A 16,253-nucleotide genomic window follows, 5' to 3' on the forward strand; every position below is an offset into this window, starting at 1 on the left:
CTGGCTCAGATGATCAGGACTATTCCGTGGGTGAGTGGGTTCTCCTGGGTTTTCGCGCCGGTCCAGCCGGATGAGAAGACGAGGGTGTCTCCGTCGAGCAGGGTCACCGCTACCGCGTTGCCGTGGGCGGTGATCCTCAGGGTGCCGGACGCCACTCGGTGGCCCGAGCCGTCGAACACGGTTGCTTGGCCGCGCAGGTCAAGGACGCCTGTGCGGGCACCGAAGGACGCTACGTTCGTACCGACCACTGTGTACCGGTTGCCTCCTGACTTGAAGGTCACCAGGTCGACTCCGGACGCGCCGGACAATGCCTTGAGGTACGCGACTGCCACGTTCACGTCTACTTTGGATCCCGGGTCGGCCGGGTAGGTGCCGGCTGAGCCGGTGGAGGTCAACGCGCCGGCGATGACCGCGACACGATTCTGCGGCTTGGCCGTTTCGACCGTTGCCACGGCGGTTCCTGTGTAGTTGCCGCCTACGGACACTGTTACATCGCCGGGGCCGTTGGGAAGCATGGCGGTGCAACTGCCTGTGGCGTCACCTGTACCGAGTGGATGCAGCGGGGACGAACACAATGGCTGTCCTGCCAGGGCGAACGTTACGTTGCCTGTCAGGATGTTGCCTGGTGTGGCGTCCGTGTTGTCCTGGACTGTAGCCCGCAACAGCACGGAATTGCCGAACACCAACGAGTCTCCTGTGTAGGTGGCCGTGGCGTCCTCCGGGATCACCTTCAGCACGAAGGATGCCGTTCGCACGCCGCCGGTGTCGTCAGTCACCGCGATGGACACCGGATAGTCGCCGGGTGGTGCGGACACCGTTCCCGAGAGGCTCCAGGTGCCGGCCGAGCCGGTCAACGAAAGCCCTGTGGGCAGGCCGGTGGCGACCGCGGTCAGTCCCGCCGCCGCTGTGTCCGGGTCCGTGGCTGTGATGGTTACCGGAGAGGCGTCGCTGTACTGGACCGTTGTGTTGCCGGACAGAGTCACGCGTGGGGTGGCGTGGACCGTGATGTCGGTGTCGTTCAGGTCGAAGAAGACGTTCCCGACCGCTTCCACCTTGATCCGCCCGTGTGTTGTGGCCACATCAGGCACGGTGACGGTCGCGGTGCCGTTGTTCGGCGTGCTTTCCGACAGCACGTACGGATACGTCAGGCCGCCGTCGGTGGAGAACGAGATCTTCACCGCGGACACCCCGACCGGGGCGTCGGCCGTCCCGGCGACGTCCCACGTCACTGTTTGCGTGGATCCGCCGGTGTAGGCCGAAGAAGTGCCCTGGGACGTCACCAGGAACGGCCCGGCTGACGGAGCGAGCGTCAGTGCTGTGTCCGCGCTGCCGATGCCTCCGCCTCCTGGTCGGCCGTCGCGGGCCGTAAGCCGGAAGTGCATGGTCCTGGACGCGTCGAAGCCGACCCAGTCCGGCGTGGGCAGGAACTCCGAGTAGCAGTCGAGCAGATCCGCGGGCACAGCCGCCGGGACCGGGGGTGCCGCCGGGCACGTGCCGGTCTTGGCGTTCGTGTTGTTCACGGCGATCTGTGGATAGTCCGGGAACACCCGCGTCGTGTCGCCGTTGATGGTGTTCTCGCCCGGTGAGTAGTACTTCAGGGTGTCCGTGGCGGACACGACCGCCGCCGTGCCGAACTGACGGAACAACGGGCCAGCGGTCTTGGTGTTGCTGACCAGGGCTGTGCCCGCCGCGGCGCCACGGTCGTTCTGCTCCCACAGGTACGTCAACGAGTCGCCGTCAGCGTCTGTGGCGCTGCCGGACAACGAGAATGGCGTACGAACAGGAATCGTGAAAGCGGACGGCACGGTCACCACGGGCGCGTGGTTCGTTGTGTCCGTGACCTGGTTACCGCCGTTGTCCTGCGCGCCGCCCTTGGCCGTCTCGCCAACGAAACCCGACGCGCCCGTGACCGCCAGCTCCAGCGAGGGGAACTTCGTGGCGCCGGAGAACGTCACCTGGAAACCGGTGTCGTCGAACGCCAGGTTGCCGAACCCGGCGACGGTGGCCGTCACCCCGGCGGGCCAGGTCGGCAGTGCCTCAAGGGCCGCCTTGATGCCGGCGGACGAGTAGTTGGTGCCACGGACGATCGGCGCTGTGGTCGCGCCACCGAAGCTCAACGTGACCGAGTCGGTGCCGTCGAACCCGGTCAGCGACACCGTCTGGACTTCGTTGATCGCCGGCCTGGCCGAGTTGATGTACGTGGTGATCTCGGTGTAGCTGCGCTGCGACCAGTACGGGTCGCTGTGTGGCTGCAGGTTGTCCTGCTGGCAGATGCCGGCGTACGCCATGATCGACGAGCCGCTGCCCGGCTCGACCGAGTTGGCGCCGTTGCGGTTCCCGCCGGAGCAGTTCACCTGCGTGCCGTTGAACGTGTGGTTGCCCGCGAACTGGTGGCCCATCTCGTGCGCCACATAGTCCACGGCATAGAAGTCACCCACCGGTGTCGGCAGACCCGTACAGCCCTGGGCCTTGTTGTTGCCGCCGACCACGCCGAGGCTCGCGATCCCGCCGCCGTTCACGCCGAGGCCGATGTGCCCGACGTCGTAGTTCGACGCGCCGATGAGCTGACCGAGCACAATCCTGTTGCGGCTCAACGTACTTCCGCTACACGACGCCAATTGGGCCGGCGTGTAGCACGGCGCGGCGCCACACGGGCCGTTCGCCCCGATCGCCTGCTCGGCGGTGTTCAAGTTGATCTTGTCCGTGCCGTTGATCAGCACCAGGCGGATGGCGGTCTCGTCCTCGTAGACCTGCGCGACCCGGTTCATCAACGTCACCTTGGCCGCCGTCACGTTCTCGGCGCCGAAGAAGGTGGCATACGACGGGTCCGTCACCAGAGCCACGCGGTACGTCCGCAGCTTCACCACGGGCCCCGCGGTCAACGGGGCGAGATCCTGGAGAAGCTCACCGACCTCCTCGTGCTCCACCAACGGCCCGGCAGAGGTCACGTCGTGACCGTAGTAGCTCGCGTACAGGCTCTGGTCGGCGTGGTAGTACGGGTCGACGAACCACTGGCCGCGTTGCGACCGGACGGAAGCGTGGAAACCCAGCGGGGTCAGGTCCGCCCGAACGGTCGCGGTCGGGTCGTCGACACCTCTGCCGGAGTAGGTCCTGATCTCGGGGTGCGCGGCGGCGAGCCCGGCTTCCATCACCGGGGCGTCGGCCAGCGTGAACCGCTGGAACGTGCCCTCCGGGGTGGGCAGGATCACCTGGGTGCTCGACGGCACCAGCTTGGCACTCATCACCGGACGGTCCAGGGTGAACCCGGCGAAGTGGTCGGTTCGGATGTCGGCCGGACGAGCCGAACGGGCCGCGACCGAAGGCCGGTCGACCCTGGTCCACGGATTGTCCGACTCGGCTGTACTCACGAACGGTATCAACGCGACAACAGTCACAGCGGCCGCCAGAGCGGCGATAGGTCTCATCGAAACTCCTTGGGAGGCAGGGAAACCCTCGCGAGTGGCCCGCCCGGAAGCGGACCACTCACGAGAGCGGGTGATGAGCCGTCAGATGATCAGGATCGAGCCGGGCGCGAGCCGGTCCTGCTGGGTGATCGCGCCGGTCCAGTCCGACGAGAACAACAGCTTGTCCCCGTCCAGCAGGGTGATGGCGACCGCGTTGCCCTGCGCGGTCAGTTGCAGGGTGCCCGAAGCCACCGTGTTCCCCGCCATGTCGACGATCGTCGCCCGGCCCCGGATGTCCAAAGTGGACCCCTTGGCGCCGAACGAGTCGAACCTGGTGTCCCGGATCTGGTACCAGCTGCCGCCGGACCGGAACGTCAGGCTCGCGAACCCGGATGTGGTCGACCAGATGTGACCCACCGCGAACGACACAGCCGCCCGCGAGCCCTCATCCGCCGCGTACGTCCCGGCGGAGTGCGACTCGGTCAGGAACCCCGAGCCCACAACGGCTTTGAACTGGTCGCGCGCGGTCTCGACCCGGGTCGACACCGTGCCGGTGTAGTTGCCGCCCACGGACACCGTCACGTCCTTGACACCGAGCGGCAGCTTGGCCGTGCAGCTGCCCGAGGCGTCCGTCGGTGCGGTGCCCAGCAACCCGAGCGGTGCCGTGCACAACGTCTTGCCGTCGGCCAGGAAGCTCACGTTCCCGGTGCGGACGTCACCCGGCGACGCGTCCGTGATGTCCCGAACCGTGGCCCGGAACCGCACGGAACTGCCGTACACCAAGGAATCGCCGGTGTACGTGGCGACCGCGTCCTCAGGCTTGACCTTGATCGTGAGCGACGCCTTGCCGGCCACGCCGGTGTCGTCGGTCACCGCGATCGACACCGAGTAGTCCCCTGGCGACGCGGTTGTCGTGCCGGAGATCGTCCACGTGCCGTTGGACCCGGTCAACGACAGCCCAGCCGGCAGGCCGGTCGCGGTCGCCGACAGGACCGTGCTGTCCGCGTCCTTGGCCGTCACCGGAACTGTCAGCGCGTCGCTGTACTGCACGGAGGCAGTCGGCGCGACGGTGACGACCGGTGCCGCGTGGATGGTGATGTCGGCGTCGTTCAGGTCGAAGAAGACGTTCCCGACCGCCTCGATCTTGATCCGGCCCTTGGTCGTCGGCACGTTCGGCAGCGCCACGGTCGCGGACCCGTTGTTGGCCGTGGACGCGGCGAGCACGTGCGGGAACGTCAGGCCGCCGTCCGTGGACAGCGAGATCTTGACGTTCGCCGCGTTGACCGGAGCCGCGTTGGTCCCGGCCACGTCCCACGTGACGGTCTGCGTCGAACCACCCGCGTACACCGACGGCGTGCCCTGTGACGTCACCAGGAACGGCCCGGCGGACGGGGCCAGCGTCAGCGTGGTGTCCGCGTGCCCGACACCGCCTCCGTTAAGCCGCCCATCCCGCGCGGTAAGCCGGAAGTGCAGAGTCCGCGAGTTGTCCAGACCGACCCAGTCCGAAGTGGGCAGGAACTCCGAGTAGCAGTCGATCACGTCGGCCGGCACGTTCGTCGCTCCACCGGACGTGGGTGGCGGCGGCGCGGCCGGGCAGGCGCCGGTCTTGGCGTTCGTGTTGTTCGCCGCGATCTGCGCCAGGTCCGGGAAGTCACGGGTCGGGTTGGTGTTCACCGCGTTCTCGCCCGGCGAGTAGTACTTCAGCGCGTCGGCCGCGGTGACGACGGCCGCGGTGCCGAACTGCCGGAACAGCGGACCGTTCTTCTTGGTGTTGTCGACCAACCCGGTGCCGGTGACGCCACCTTCGTCGTTCTGCTCCCACATGTACGTGAGCGCGTCGCTGTCCGCGTCGGTCGCACTCCCGGTCAGCGAGAACGGCGTACGCACCGGAATCGTGTGCGCCGACGGCGTGGTCACGACCGGAACGTGGTTGCCCGTGTTGTCAATCTTGTTGCCGTGGTTCTCGACCGGACCACCCTTGATCGACTCACCGACGTTCCCGGAGCCACCGCGCACCGAAAGACCCAGCGACGCGACGTCCTTGCCCGCCAACGTTCCGCCGAAGGTGACCTGGAAACCAGTGTCGTCGAACGGCATCGGCCGGTTGTCGGTGTTGTTGCCGAACCCGGCCACGGTCGCCGTCGCACCCGCCGGCCAGCCCACGATCCCCTCGATGGCCGCCTTGACGCCGGCCGGCGTGTAGTTGACCCCACGGACCACAGGGGCCGACAACCGGCCGTTGTAGCTCACGGTGAACGAGTCGGTGCCGTCGAAGTCGCGCAGTGCCACGTCCTGCTGCTCGTTGATGTTCGGCTGGTCAGACGTGACGTACGTGGTGATCTCGTCGAAACTTCGCTCCGAGAAGTACGGGTCGCTGTGCGGCTGCAGGTTGTCCTGCTGGCAGATGCCGGCGTACGCCATGATCGACGAGCCGCTGCCCGGTTCCACCGAGGTCGGGCCGTTGCGGTTGTCCAGCGAACAGTTCGTCTGGGTGCCGTTGAACGGGTGGTCGCCGCCGAACTGGTGGCCCATCTCGTGCGCCACATAGTCCACGGCGTAGAAGTCACCGACCGGCGTCGGCAAACCCGTGCAGCCCACTGCCTTCTGGTCGCCGCCGACCACCCCGAGGCCGGCGATCCCGCCGCCGTTCACGCCGAGGCCGAGGTGCCCGATGTCGTACTTGTCGGCGCCGACGATCTGGCCGAGCGCGACCCCGGTGGCGAACAGCGTCGGGATGTCGCAGAACCGCAACTCCTCCGGCTTGTAGCACGGCGCCGCCCCACACGGGCCGTTCGCCAGGGTCGCCTGTGCCGGGGTGTTCAGGTTGGTCTTGTCCGTGTCGTTGATCAGGACCAGCCGGATGGCCAGCTCGTCCTCGTAGATCTGGGTGACCCGGTTGATCAGCGTCACCTTGGCGGCGGTCACGTTCGCGGCACCGAAGTAGGTCGCGTACGACGGGTCCGTGACCAGAGCCAGCCGGTACGTCCGCAGCTTCACCTCCGGGCCCGCGGGGGCCGCGTGCAGCTCCTTCGTCAGGCCCGCGATGTCCTTCTCCTGCAGCGGGCCGACCTCGGACAGGTCATGGCCGTAGTAGCTGGCGTACAGGCTCTGGTCCGCGTGGTAGTACGGGTCGACGTACCACTGGCCGCGCTGCGACCGCACCGACGCGTGGAATCCCAACGGCGTGAGGTCCGCGCGGACCGTCGCAGTGGGATCTTCGACACCCTTGCCGGAGTACGTCCTGATCTCCGGGTGCGCGGCCGCCAGGCCGGGCTCCATCACCGGGGCGTCGGTCAGCGTGAACCGCTGGAACTTGCCCTCCGGGGTCGGCAGCAGCACCTCGTTGCCCGCGGGTGCCAGCTTGGCCTGCATGACCGGCTTGTCCAACGTGTACCCGGCGTACCGGGTGGTGTGGACGTCGGTCTGTCTAGCGGACTTGGCCGCGATCGACGGTGCGGACACCTTGGTCCACGGGTTTTCCGGGGCAGCGGGTGCCGCCGTGCTCAGCACAGGCAGCATCGCGACCGCCATCCCGGCGATTGCTAACGCGGCCGTGCTCCGGCCGCGCGACGGTACAGCCAACTCGGGCTCCCCTCAGAAAGACGCATGTCGACCCACGCATTCTTCTGACAAGAACCACCCGCCATAACAGACGAAAGTCGTAATCCATCTGCCCGAATGGACCAAAAACCCTCGTGAGCGGGCTGCTCACGAGGGTCAGAGGTCTCAGGTGCTACCGGCTGGCCAGTTCCTTGGCCTTCTTCTCCAGGTCCTCCAGGCCGCCGATGCCCAGGAACGCCTGCTCCGGGACGGAGTCGAACTCGCCCTTGGCGATCTTGTCGAACGCCTCGACGGTCTCCTTGACCGGCACGGTCGACCCCGGCTGGCCGGTGAAGATCTCGGCGACGAGCATGTTCTGCGACAGGAACCGCTCGATCCGCCGCGCCCGGTTCACCGTCAGCTTGTCCTCTTCGGACAGCTCGTCCATGCCCAGGATCGCGATGATGTCCTGCAGCTCCTTGTACTTCTGCAGGATCCGCTTGACCTCCTGGGCGACCCGGTAGTGCTCGTCACCGACGATGTTCGGGTCGAGAATGGTCGAGCTGGACGCCAGCGGGTCCACCGCCGGGAAGATGCCCTTGGAGAACACGCCACGGGACAGTTCCGTGGTGGCGTCCAGGTGGGCGAACGTGGTGGCCGGCGCCGGGTCGGTGTAGTCGTCGGCGGGCACGTAGATCGCCTGCATCGAGGTGATCGACCGGCCACGGGTCGACGTGATCCGCTCCTGCAGCTCACCCATCTCGTCGGCCAGCGTCGGCTGGTAGCCCACGGCCGACGGCATCCGGCCCAGCAGGGTGGACACCTCGGAACCGGCCTGGGTGAACCGGAAGATGTTGTCGATGAACAGCAGCACGTCCTGGTTCTGCACGTCGCGGAAGTACTCCGCCATGGTCAGCGCGGACAGCGCGACCCGCATACGGGTGCCGGGCGGCTCGTCCATCTGGCCGAACACCAGGGCGGTGTCGTTGATGGTGCCGTCCTCGCCCAGTTCGAGGATCAGGTCGTTGCCCTCACGGGTGCGCTCGCCGACCCCGGCGAACACCGAGGTGCCACCGAAGTTCTTGGCGACGCGGGTGATCATCTCCTTGATCAGCACCGTCTTGCCCACGCCGGCGCCGCCGAACAGGCCGATCTTGCCACCCTGCACGTACGGGGTGAGCAGGTCGATCACCTTCAGGCCGGTCTCCAGCACGTCGGTGCGGCCTTCGAGCTGGTCGAACGCGGGCGGCTTGCGGTGGATGGTCCACCGCTCGGCGTCCGCCGCGTAGCCCGGCTGGTCCAGGCAGTCGCCCAGGGCGTTGAACACGTGGCCCTTGACGATGTCGCCGACCGGGACGGCGATGGCCTGGCCGGTGTCGCGCACCGGGGTGCCGCGGACCAGCCCGTCCTGCGGCTGCATGGAGATCGTGCGGACCAGGTTGTCCCCCAGGTGCTGGGCGACCTCCAGGGTCACGGTCTTCTTGAGCTGCTCGAACTCGATGTCGACCTTGAGCGCGTTGAACAGCGCCGGTACCGCGTCACGCGGGAACTCGACGTCGACGACCGGGCCGGTCACCCGGACGATTCGGCCGGTGGCAGTGGGTTCTTGGGTTGCAGTCATCGCTAGTCGTCACTTCCTGCTGCGGCGAGCGCGTTGGCGCCACCGACGATCTCGCTGATCTCCTGGGTGATCTGGGCCTGACGCGCTTGGTTCGCCTCGCGGGAGAGCGTGAGCACCAGCTCGTTCGCGTTGTCCGTCGCGGCCTTCATCGCGGTCCGGCGGGCCGCGGACTCCGAAGCGGCCGAGTCCAACAGCGCGGCGAAGATCCGCGTGTTGATGTACTTCGGCAGCAGCGCGGCCAGCAGCTGGTCCGCGCCCGGCTCGAACTCGTAGGACGGCGGCACCACGTCCGGCTTCTCCGCGGAGTACTCGACCTCCAGGGGCGCGATCCGCTTGGCGGTCGGCACCTGGGACAGCATCGAGCGGAACTCCGTGTAGACGACGTGCAACTCGTCCACGCCGAGCACGCCGTCCGCGCCGGCGGTGTCGCCGGGGCCGTCGTCCTCGCCCCGCATGAACGCCTGGACCAGCATCTCACCCGCGACCTGGGCGTTCTCGTACCGCGGCGTCTCGGAGAACCCGGTCCACGAGGCGACGAACTCGCGCTGGCGGAACGAGTAGAACGAGACCGCCTTGCGGCCGATCAGGTACAGCACCGGCTGCTTGCCTTCTTTGCGCAGCAGCGAGACCAGTTCCTCGGCGGCCCGGAGCACGTTGGCGTTGTAGCCGCCGCACAGGCCCCGGTCACTGGTCACGACGAGCACACCGGCCCGCTTGGGCTCGGGACGCTCGGTGAGCAACGGGTGGTCCAGGCTGGACGCCGCCCCGGCCAGCGCGGAGAGCACGTTCGTGATCTCCGTCGCGTACGGCCGGGAGGCCTTCACCCGTGCCTGCGCCCGGCTGATCCGCGTGGTGGCGATGACCTCCTGGGCCTTGAAGATCTTCTGCAGGCCCTGGGTCGAACGGATCCGTTGGCGTAGTTCACGAAGCTGTGCGGCCATCTGCTACCCGATCACTTCTGCGGGGCGGGCCGGTGCACCTTCACCGACTCCTGCCCCACTTTGTCGGCGTCCATCGCGTCGGCCGGACGGTCCACGACCGACGAGCCATCGGCCGCGGTGAACTGCTCCTTGAAGTTGGCGACCGCCTGGGACAGGCGCTCGATCAGCTCGTCGGACAGGTCCTTGGTGTCGCGGATCTCCTGCAGGATACCCGCGTGCTGGCGCCGCAGATGGTCGACGAGGTCGCGCTCGAACCGGCGGACGTCCTCCACCGGCACCGAGTCGATCAGGCCGCGGGTGCCGATGTAGATGGACACCACCTGCTCCTCGACCGGGACCGGCGAGTACGCGCTCTGCTTGAGGACCTGGTACAGCCGGTCACCACGGTCCAACTGAGCCTTGGACGTGGCGTCCAGGTCGGAGGCGAACGCGGCGAACGCGGCCAGCTCCCGGTGCTGCGACAGGTCGATCCGGAGCGAGCCGGAGATCTTGCGCATCGCCTTGATCTGCGCGGCGCCACCGACTCGGGACACCGACACCGACACGTTGATGGCCGGCCGCTGGCCCTGGTTGAACAGGTCCGTCTCCAGGAAGCACTGGCCGTCGGTGATCGAGATGACGTTCGTCGGGATGTACGCCGAGATGTCGTTGGCCTTGGTCTCGATGATCGGCAGGCCGGTCATCGACCCGGCGCCCAGCTCGTCGGACAGCTTCGCGCAGCGCTCCAGCAGCCGGGAGTGCAGGTAGAACACGTCACCGGGGTACGCCTCGCGGCCCGGCGGGCGGCGCAGCAGCAGCGACAGCGCGCGGTACGCCTCGGCCTGCTTGGTCAGGTCGTCGAAGACGATGAGGACGTGCTTGCCCTGGTACATCCAGTGCTGGCCGAGGGCCGAACCGGTGTACGGCGCGATCCACTTGAAGCCGGCGGAGTCCGACGCAGGGGCCGCGACGATGGTGGTGTACTCCATCGCGCCGTGCTCCTCGAGCGCCTTCTTGACCGCCGCGATGGTGGAGCCCTTCTGGCCGACGGCGACGTAGATGCAGCGCACCTGCTGCTTCGGGTCGCCGGTCTCCCACGCCTGCTTCTGGTTGATGATCGTGTCCACGCAGACCGTGGTCTTGCCGGTCTTGCGGTCGCCGATGATCAGCTGGCGCTGGCCGCGGCCGATCGGGGTCATCGCGTCGATGGCCTTGATGCCGGTCTGCAGCGGCTCCTTCACCGGCTGGCGCTGCACCACGGTCGCGGCCTGCAGTTCCAGGACCCGGGTGTCGTCGGCGACGATGTCGCCGAGGCCGTCCAGCGGCTCGCCCAGCGGGTCGATGACCCGGCCGAGGAAGCCGTCGCCCACCGGCACCGAGAGGATCCGGCCGGTCCGTTTGACCTCCTGGCCCTCTTCGATGCTCTCGTAGCTACCGAGGATCGTGACGCCGATCTCGCGCACATCGAGGTTCTGCGCGACGCCGAGCACGCCACCGGGGAACTCGACCAGCTCGTTGGCCATCACCGAGGGCAGACCCTCGACGTAGGCCACGCCGTCACCGGTCGCGGTGACGGTGCCGACCTCTTCCTTCGTCACGTCCGGTGTGTAACCGGAGACGTAGTTCTCGATCGCACTGCGGATCTCGTCCGACGAGATCGTCAGCTCCGCCATGTCTTCCCGCTCTCGCTTTCGTTACTTCAATGCTCTGGGGACCGGGTGTTATCCGGCCAGCCGGCGGCGCAGCGCGTCGATCCGCCCTGCCGCACTGCCGTCGATGATTTCGTCGCCCACCTTGATGACCAGCCCACCGAGCAGGTCCGGGTCGACCTCGATGTGCAGCGCGATCGGGCGCGAGTAGATCCGCTGCAGGGTGGCCGCGAGCCGCTCCTGCTGTGGCTCGGTCAGCGCCACCACGGACGTGACGTGGGCGACCGAGCGTTCCCGGCGCCTGGCGGCCAGGTCGGCCAGCTCCTCCAGGCCTTCCACGGCCCGGCGGCCACGCGGGTACGCGACCAGCGCCTCGGCCAGCTTCTCGGTGGTCGGATCCACTTTCCGGGCGACGAGCGAACGCAGCAGCTCCAGCTTGCCCGCGACCGGCGCGGCCGCGTCGGACAGCATGCGCTCCAGTTCACCGTCGCCGGCGACGATCCGGCCGAGCCGGAACAGCTCGTCCTCGACCGTGTCCAGCCGGCCGGCGCGCTCGGCCCCGACCAGCAACGCGGTCCGGGCCAGCGACTCGATGCCGTCGACCAGTTCGCGCGGGTTGGACCAGCGCGACGAGACCACGGACTCGAGCAGGTCGACCGAGCCGGCGGCGACCTTGTCCGCCAGCAGCCGGCGGACCAGGTCGGTGCGCCGGGCGGGCTCGGCCGACGAGTCCGACAGCGCCCGGCGCAGCCCGGACTCCCGGCTCAGCAGGCCCACCACGGCAAGCAGGTCGTCGCCGAGGGTGTCGAACTCGGTCGAGTCGAGCAGTTTCAACTCGGCCGAGGCGAGTGCCTCCCGGCTCGCGGCGTGCAGCAGCGTCATCTCGTCCAGTCCCTACTTCTTCGCGGGTGCGGACACGGAGTCCAGCTCTTCGAGGAAGCGGTCGACGGTCCCGCGCCTGCGGGCCTCCTCCTCCAGCGACTCGCCGACGATCCGGCTGGCCAGTTCGACCGCGGTACGGCCGAGTTCGGCCCGCAGCTCCGCGACGATCTGGGCCCGCTGCGCCTCCAGCTGGTTGCGCCCCTGCGCGACGATCCGGGCGGCCTCTTCCTGCGCCTGCTCGCGCAGTTCCGCGCGGATCTGCTCGGCCTCGATCCGGGCGTCGTCCCGGATCCGGGCCGCGGCGGCGTTGGCGTCCGCCAGCAGGTCCTTGTACTTGCGCAGGTTCTCCTCGGCCTGGGCCTGCAGGGCCTCGGCCTTCTGGATCCCGCCTTCGATCTTCTCGGTGCGTTCCTGGTACAGCGACTCGAAGCGCGGCACCACGAACTTCCAGAGAACGAAGAGCAGCAGCCCGAACGCCACCAGCCCGAGGATGACCTCGGGGATCGCCGGCATCACCGGGTTGTGCTCGCTGTCCGCCAGCACGCTCACCTGTTTCAGCATGACTGCTCCCTACGAACTCGCCGGCCCCTGATCGGATCAGCCACCGGACGCGATGAAGTAGAGGACCAGGCCGATCAGGGCGAGCACCTCGGTCAGAATGAAGGTCTGGAAGCCCAGGCCGCGCAGCTTGGCCTCGGCCTCCGGCTGCCGGGCGGTGCCGTTGATGACCGCGGCGAAGATGACACCCACACCGATACCGGGGCCGATCGCACCGAGGCCGTAACCGATCATCGCGAGACCCTTGTTGAGGTTCACAGTCTGGGCCTGCTGCGCAAGAACGAGTGCTGCACTCACTTCGATATTCCCTTTCGAGTTCGGTCCGCGACGGCGCGGATCCGGGTCCGTGTCACTGAAGCCCTACGTGCTCAGTGGTCTTCCGCCAGCGCGGCGCCGATGTATCCGGCGGTCAGCAACGCGAAGATGTACGCCTGGATAACCTGGATGAAAGCTTCGAGGAACGTCATCGCGATGGCGAAGGCCCACGCGAGGACCGAGACCGGCTTGAGCGGTCCGCTCGCCTCGGTCAGCAGGTACTCCCCACCGAGGGTGAACACCAGCAGGATCAGGTGGCCGGCGAACATCGCCGCGAACACCCGGATCGCCAGGGTGATCGGGTTCATGAAGAACTTGGTGAAGATCTCGATCGGCGTCAGCAGGATGTAGATCGGCTTCGGGATGCCCGACGGCATGAGTTGGTACTTCAGGTACTTGCCGATGCCGTGCTTGCGGATGCCCGAGAGGTGGTAGACCGGGTAGACCACGAACACCGACAACGCGATCGGGAACCCGATGTGCGCGAAGGTCGGGAACTGCAGGATCGGGATGACGCCGAACAGGTTGTTCACCAGGACGAAGGTGAACATCGCCAGAATCAACGGGACGTACGGCCGGAACTCCTTGGCGCCGATCTGTTCCCGGGCGATGCTGTTGCGGCTGAAGTCGTAGACGCTCTCGGCCGCGAACTGGAACCGGTTCGGCACGATCTTCAGCTTGCTCGCGGCGACCAGGAAGAACGCGGCGATAATGACGACCGACAGCACCAGCAGCACCATCGGCTTGGTGACGCCGCCGAAGATCGGGGGCAGGAAGAAATCATCGACGCCGGGCGGCACGAAGTCGCCGGCCGCCAGCCAGGTCATGCCCAACAGGGGCTCCTTCCGGTTCTCCCGGCCGGCCGTGTGTCACACCACCGGGGGAATCGTCACGATCAGGACTTAAAGTACCTGACGTACTGCACGCTCTTTGCATCGGGGCACACCTGGTCACCGCCGCTGGCCGGGGCACCCGGTCGTGGGCACCATATCAGCAGGTCAGGAGCCAGTAAGACAGGCGTACTGGTGGTCAGTCCTCGGCGGACTTCGGGATGATCGTGGGCACCTTGGTCCGCTGGAAGGCGAGCGCCTCGGTGGTGGCCGTGACGATGATGGTGGCCAAGAGGGTGAACGCCAACGAGTTGCGGTGCAGCACCTCGATGTCGCCGAGCAACGTCATCGCGAGCAGCAGGATGACCATCTTGAGGACGAACGCGCCGAGCACGGCGGCGATCAGCATGTTCGGGTTCATCCCCGCGGTCTGCCGCATCAACAGCAGTGTCGCCAGCGACGACAGGACGCCGATCGCGCCCCCCACCAGCGCGCCGAACACCCCGTGCCAGCCCACCAGCACGCCGGCGAGCAGCACGCCCAGCGCAATCGTGCCCAACGTCCACCACAGCGCGCCCCAGAACATGGCCGTGACCATCTTCATGATCACCGCGCGGTGGGTGTCGGGCTGCTTCTCAATCTCGAGGTTCTCGCTCATCGCGCCCTCAGTCTAGGTATCGCCGAAACCACCAGAGCCACCAGTAGCCCGATCGCCATCACCCAGGCGACCACCAATCCGTTGAACAGGCTGAGCGCCACCGCGCCGAACGCCAGGACGCCGGCCCACAAGTAAATGAGCAACACGGCCCGGCGCTGGGAGTGGCCGATCTCCAGAAGCCGGTGGTGCAGGTGCATCTTGTCGGCGTGGAACGGGCTCAGGCCGCGCCTGGTCCGGCGGACCACCGCCATCATCAGGTCGAGCAACGGCACGAAAAGCACCGCGGCGACGACGACGAGCGGGGACAGCAGGCCGATGGTGTTGGACGGGCCCTGGTCGGTCGGGACCACCCGGCCGGCCGCGGACGTGCTGGCCGCGGCCAGGGTGAGGCCGATCAGCATGGAGCCGGAGTCGCCCATGAAGATCCGGGCCGGCTGGAAGTTGTGCGGCAGGAACCCCAGGCAGGCGCCACCGAGCGTGACGGCGATGAGCGCGGGCGCGTAGTTGACGACGTCGTTGCCGCTCTGGGCGAGCAGGTGGATGGAGAACGCGCAGGTCGAGATGGACGCGATCACCCCGATCCCGGCCGCGAGCCCGTCCAGCCCGTCGATGAAGTTCATCGCGTTGACCAGCACGAGCGCGAGGATGACGGTCAGCAGGCCGCCCTGGTTCTCGTCGAGCGAGATGAGCTGGCCGCCCGGACCGGTGTCGTTGCCGCCCCACGGCACCCAGACCAGCACCCACTGGATGCCGAACAGCACGATGATCCCAGCGGACAGGGTCTGGCCGGCGAACTTGGTCAGCGCGTCCAGCTCGAACCGGTCGTCGAGCATCCCGACCAGCACGATCACGCCGCCGCCGACCAGGATGCCCACCGGGTCCAGCGAGAAGTCGAACGCCCGGCGCAGCAGCTGCAGCTGGTGGGCGACGAGCATGCCGCCGCACACGCCCAGGTACATCGCCAGGCCGCCGAGCCGGGGGATCGGCTGGGAGTGCACGTCCCGGGCGCGCGGCACCGCCACCGCGCCGATCTTGAACGCGAGCAGGCGGACCGGGCCGGTCAGCAGAAACGTGAGCGCCAGACTGGTCAGGCAGACCAGCAGGTACTCGCGGATCGGCAGGCCGGTGAAGGGGATGGTCTGCACGGCCGCTCAGCCCCGCCGGCTCGCGATCGGCACCGGATGCTCCTTTGCGAAGGTCAGGCTGGAGTCTGGACGTCGACGCCAAGCGTGTCGGAGATGTCCTGGCGGCTGACGGCGCCCTCACGCAGCAGCACCGGCTCGCCGCCGGTCAGGTCCACGATCGAGGACGGCACGGGGGCGCCTGTCGGCCCCCCGTCCAGGTATACCGCGACCGACTCGCCGAGCTGGTCGCGGGCCTCCTGCGCGGTGGCCGCGGGCGGGTGCCCGGACCGGTTGGCGCTGGACACGGCCATCGGGCCGACGTCACGGAGAAGTTCGATGGCCACCGGGTGCAGTGGCATCCGGAGCATGACCGTGCCCCGGGTGTTGCCCAGGTTCCAGGCCAGGCTGGGGGCGTGCTGGAGCACGATGGACAGGTCGCCCGGCCAGAACGCCTCGATGAGCTTGCGCGCGGCGTCCGGCACCGACAGCACCAGCCCGTCGACCGCCGTCCATGACCCGACCAGCACGCCGACGGGCATGTCCGGGCCGCGGTTCTTGGCCTCGAGCAGCGCACGGACCGCGCCGCCGTCGAACGCGTCGCATCCGATGCCGTAGACCGTGTCGGTCGGGACGACCACGAGCCTGCCGGACCGAACAGCGCCGGCGGCCGCCGCGAGCCCGTCCTGACGGTCCTCGCTGACGGAACAGTCGTACAGGGTGCTCACAGCCCGAACTCTATCGCTTCCCGATGA

General features: G+C 67.9%; 12 protein-coding genes. All 12 read right to left on the minus strand.

All coding sequences use genetic code 11. The features are described 5' to 3' along the window. Window positions 1-5: 5 nt before the first annotated feature. Window positions 6-3,425, minus strand: a complete 3,420-nt coding sequence (locus tag EV192_RS30180) for a reprolysin-like metallopeptidase (RefSeq protein ID WP_132121327.1) — start codon at window positions 3,423-3,425, stop codon at window positions 6-8. 81 nt (window positions 3,426-3,506) lie between these two features. Beyond that, on the minus strand, window positions 3,507-6,986 hold the full coding sequence (locus EV192_RS30185) for a reprolysin-like metallopeptidase (protein ID WP_207926273.1): 3,480 nt from the start codon (window positions 6,984-6,986) through the stop codon (window positions 3,507-3,509). Between the two features lie 151 nt (window positions 6,987-7,137). After that, window positions 7,138-8,565: a F0F1 ATP synthase subunit beta gene (gene atpD, locus EV192_RS30190; RefSeq protein ID WP_132121329.1), complete on the minus strand. Its 1,428-nt coding sequence runs from the start codon at window positions 8,563-8,565 to the stop codon at window positions 7,138-7,140. 2 nt (window positions 8,566-8,567) lie between these two features. Further along, window positions 8,568-9,506, minus strand: a complete 939-nt coding sequence (locus EV192_RS30195) for a F0F1 ATP synthase subunit gamma (RefSeq protein WP_132121331.1) — start codon at window positions 9,504-9,506, stop codon at window positions 8,568-8,570. An 11-nt stretch (window positions 9,507-9,517) separates the two neighbouring features. Continuing rightward, a complete protein-coding gene (gene atpA / locus EV192_RS30200) occupies window positions 9,518-11,158 on the minus strand; it encodes a F0F1 ATP synthase subunit alpha (protein ID WP_132121333.1) in 1,641 nt (546 codons plus the stop codon). A gap of 48 nt (window positions 11,159-11,206) precedes the next feature. Then, on the minus strand, window positions 11,207-12,016 hold the full coding sequence (locus tag EV192_RS30205; RefSeq protein WP_132121335.1) for a F0F1 ATP synthase subunit delta: 810 nt from the start codon (window positions 12,014-12,016) through the stop codon (window positions 11,207-11,209). 12 nt (window positions 12,017-12,028) lie between these two features. After that, window positions 12,029-12,577, minus strand: coding sequence for a F0F1 ATP synthase subunit B (locus EV192_RS30210; RefSeq protein ID WP_132121337.1), 549 nt, complete (start codon window positions 12,575-12,577; stop codon window positions 12,029-12,031). A 36-nt stretch (window positions 12,578-12,613) separates the two neighbouring features. Further along, entirely contained in the window at window positions 12,614-12,808 is a 195-nt protein-coding gene (locus EV192_RS30215; protein ID WP_132121552.1) for an ATP synthase subunit c family protein, read from the minus strand. A 134-nt stretch (window positions 12,809-12,942) separates the two neighbouring features. Then, entirely contained in the window at window positions 12,943-13,716 is a 774-nt protein-coding gene (gene atpB, locus EV192_RS30220) for a F0F1 ATP synthase subunit A (protein ID WP_132121339.1), read from the minus strand. A gap of 202 nt (window positions 13,717-13,918) precedes the next feature. Further along, window positions 13,919-14,377, minus strand: coding sequence for a Cg1360 family ATP-synthase-associated protein (locus EV192_RS30225; RefSeq protein WP_132121341.1), 459 nt, complete (start codon window positions 14,375-14,377; stop codon window positions 13,919-13,921). Further along, window positions 14,374-15,522 (minus strand): glycosyltransferase family 4 protein, encoded by a 1,149-nt coding sequence (locus EV192_RS30230; RefSeq protein WP_132121343.1) that lies wholly within the window; start codon window positions 15,520-15,522, stop codon window positions 14,374-14,376. The genes EV192_RS30225 and EV192_RS30230 overlap by 4 nt, the downstream gene beginning before the upstream one ends. Before the next feature lie 53 nt (window positions 15,523-15,575). Further along, complete coding sequence (locus EV192_RS30235; protein WP_132121345.1) at window positions 15,576-16,226, minus strand: L-threonylcarbamoyladenylate synthase; 651 nt, start codon at window positions 16,224-16,226, stop codon at window positions 15,576-15,578. Window positions 16,227-16,253: the final 27 nt, after the last annotated feature.

It is taken from the genome of Actinocrispum wychmicini, from assembly GCF_004345645.1.
Classification (GTDB): Bacteria; Actinomycetota; Actinomycetes; order Mycobacteriales; family Pseudonocardiaceae; genus Kibdelosporangium; species Kibdelosporangium wychmicini.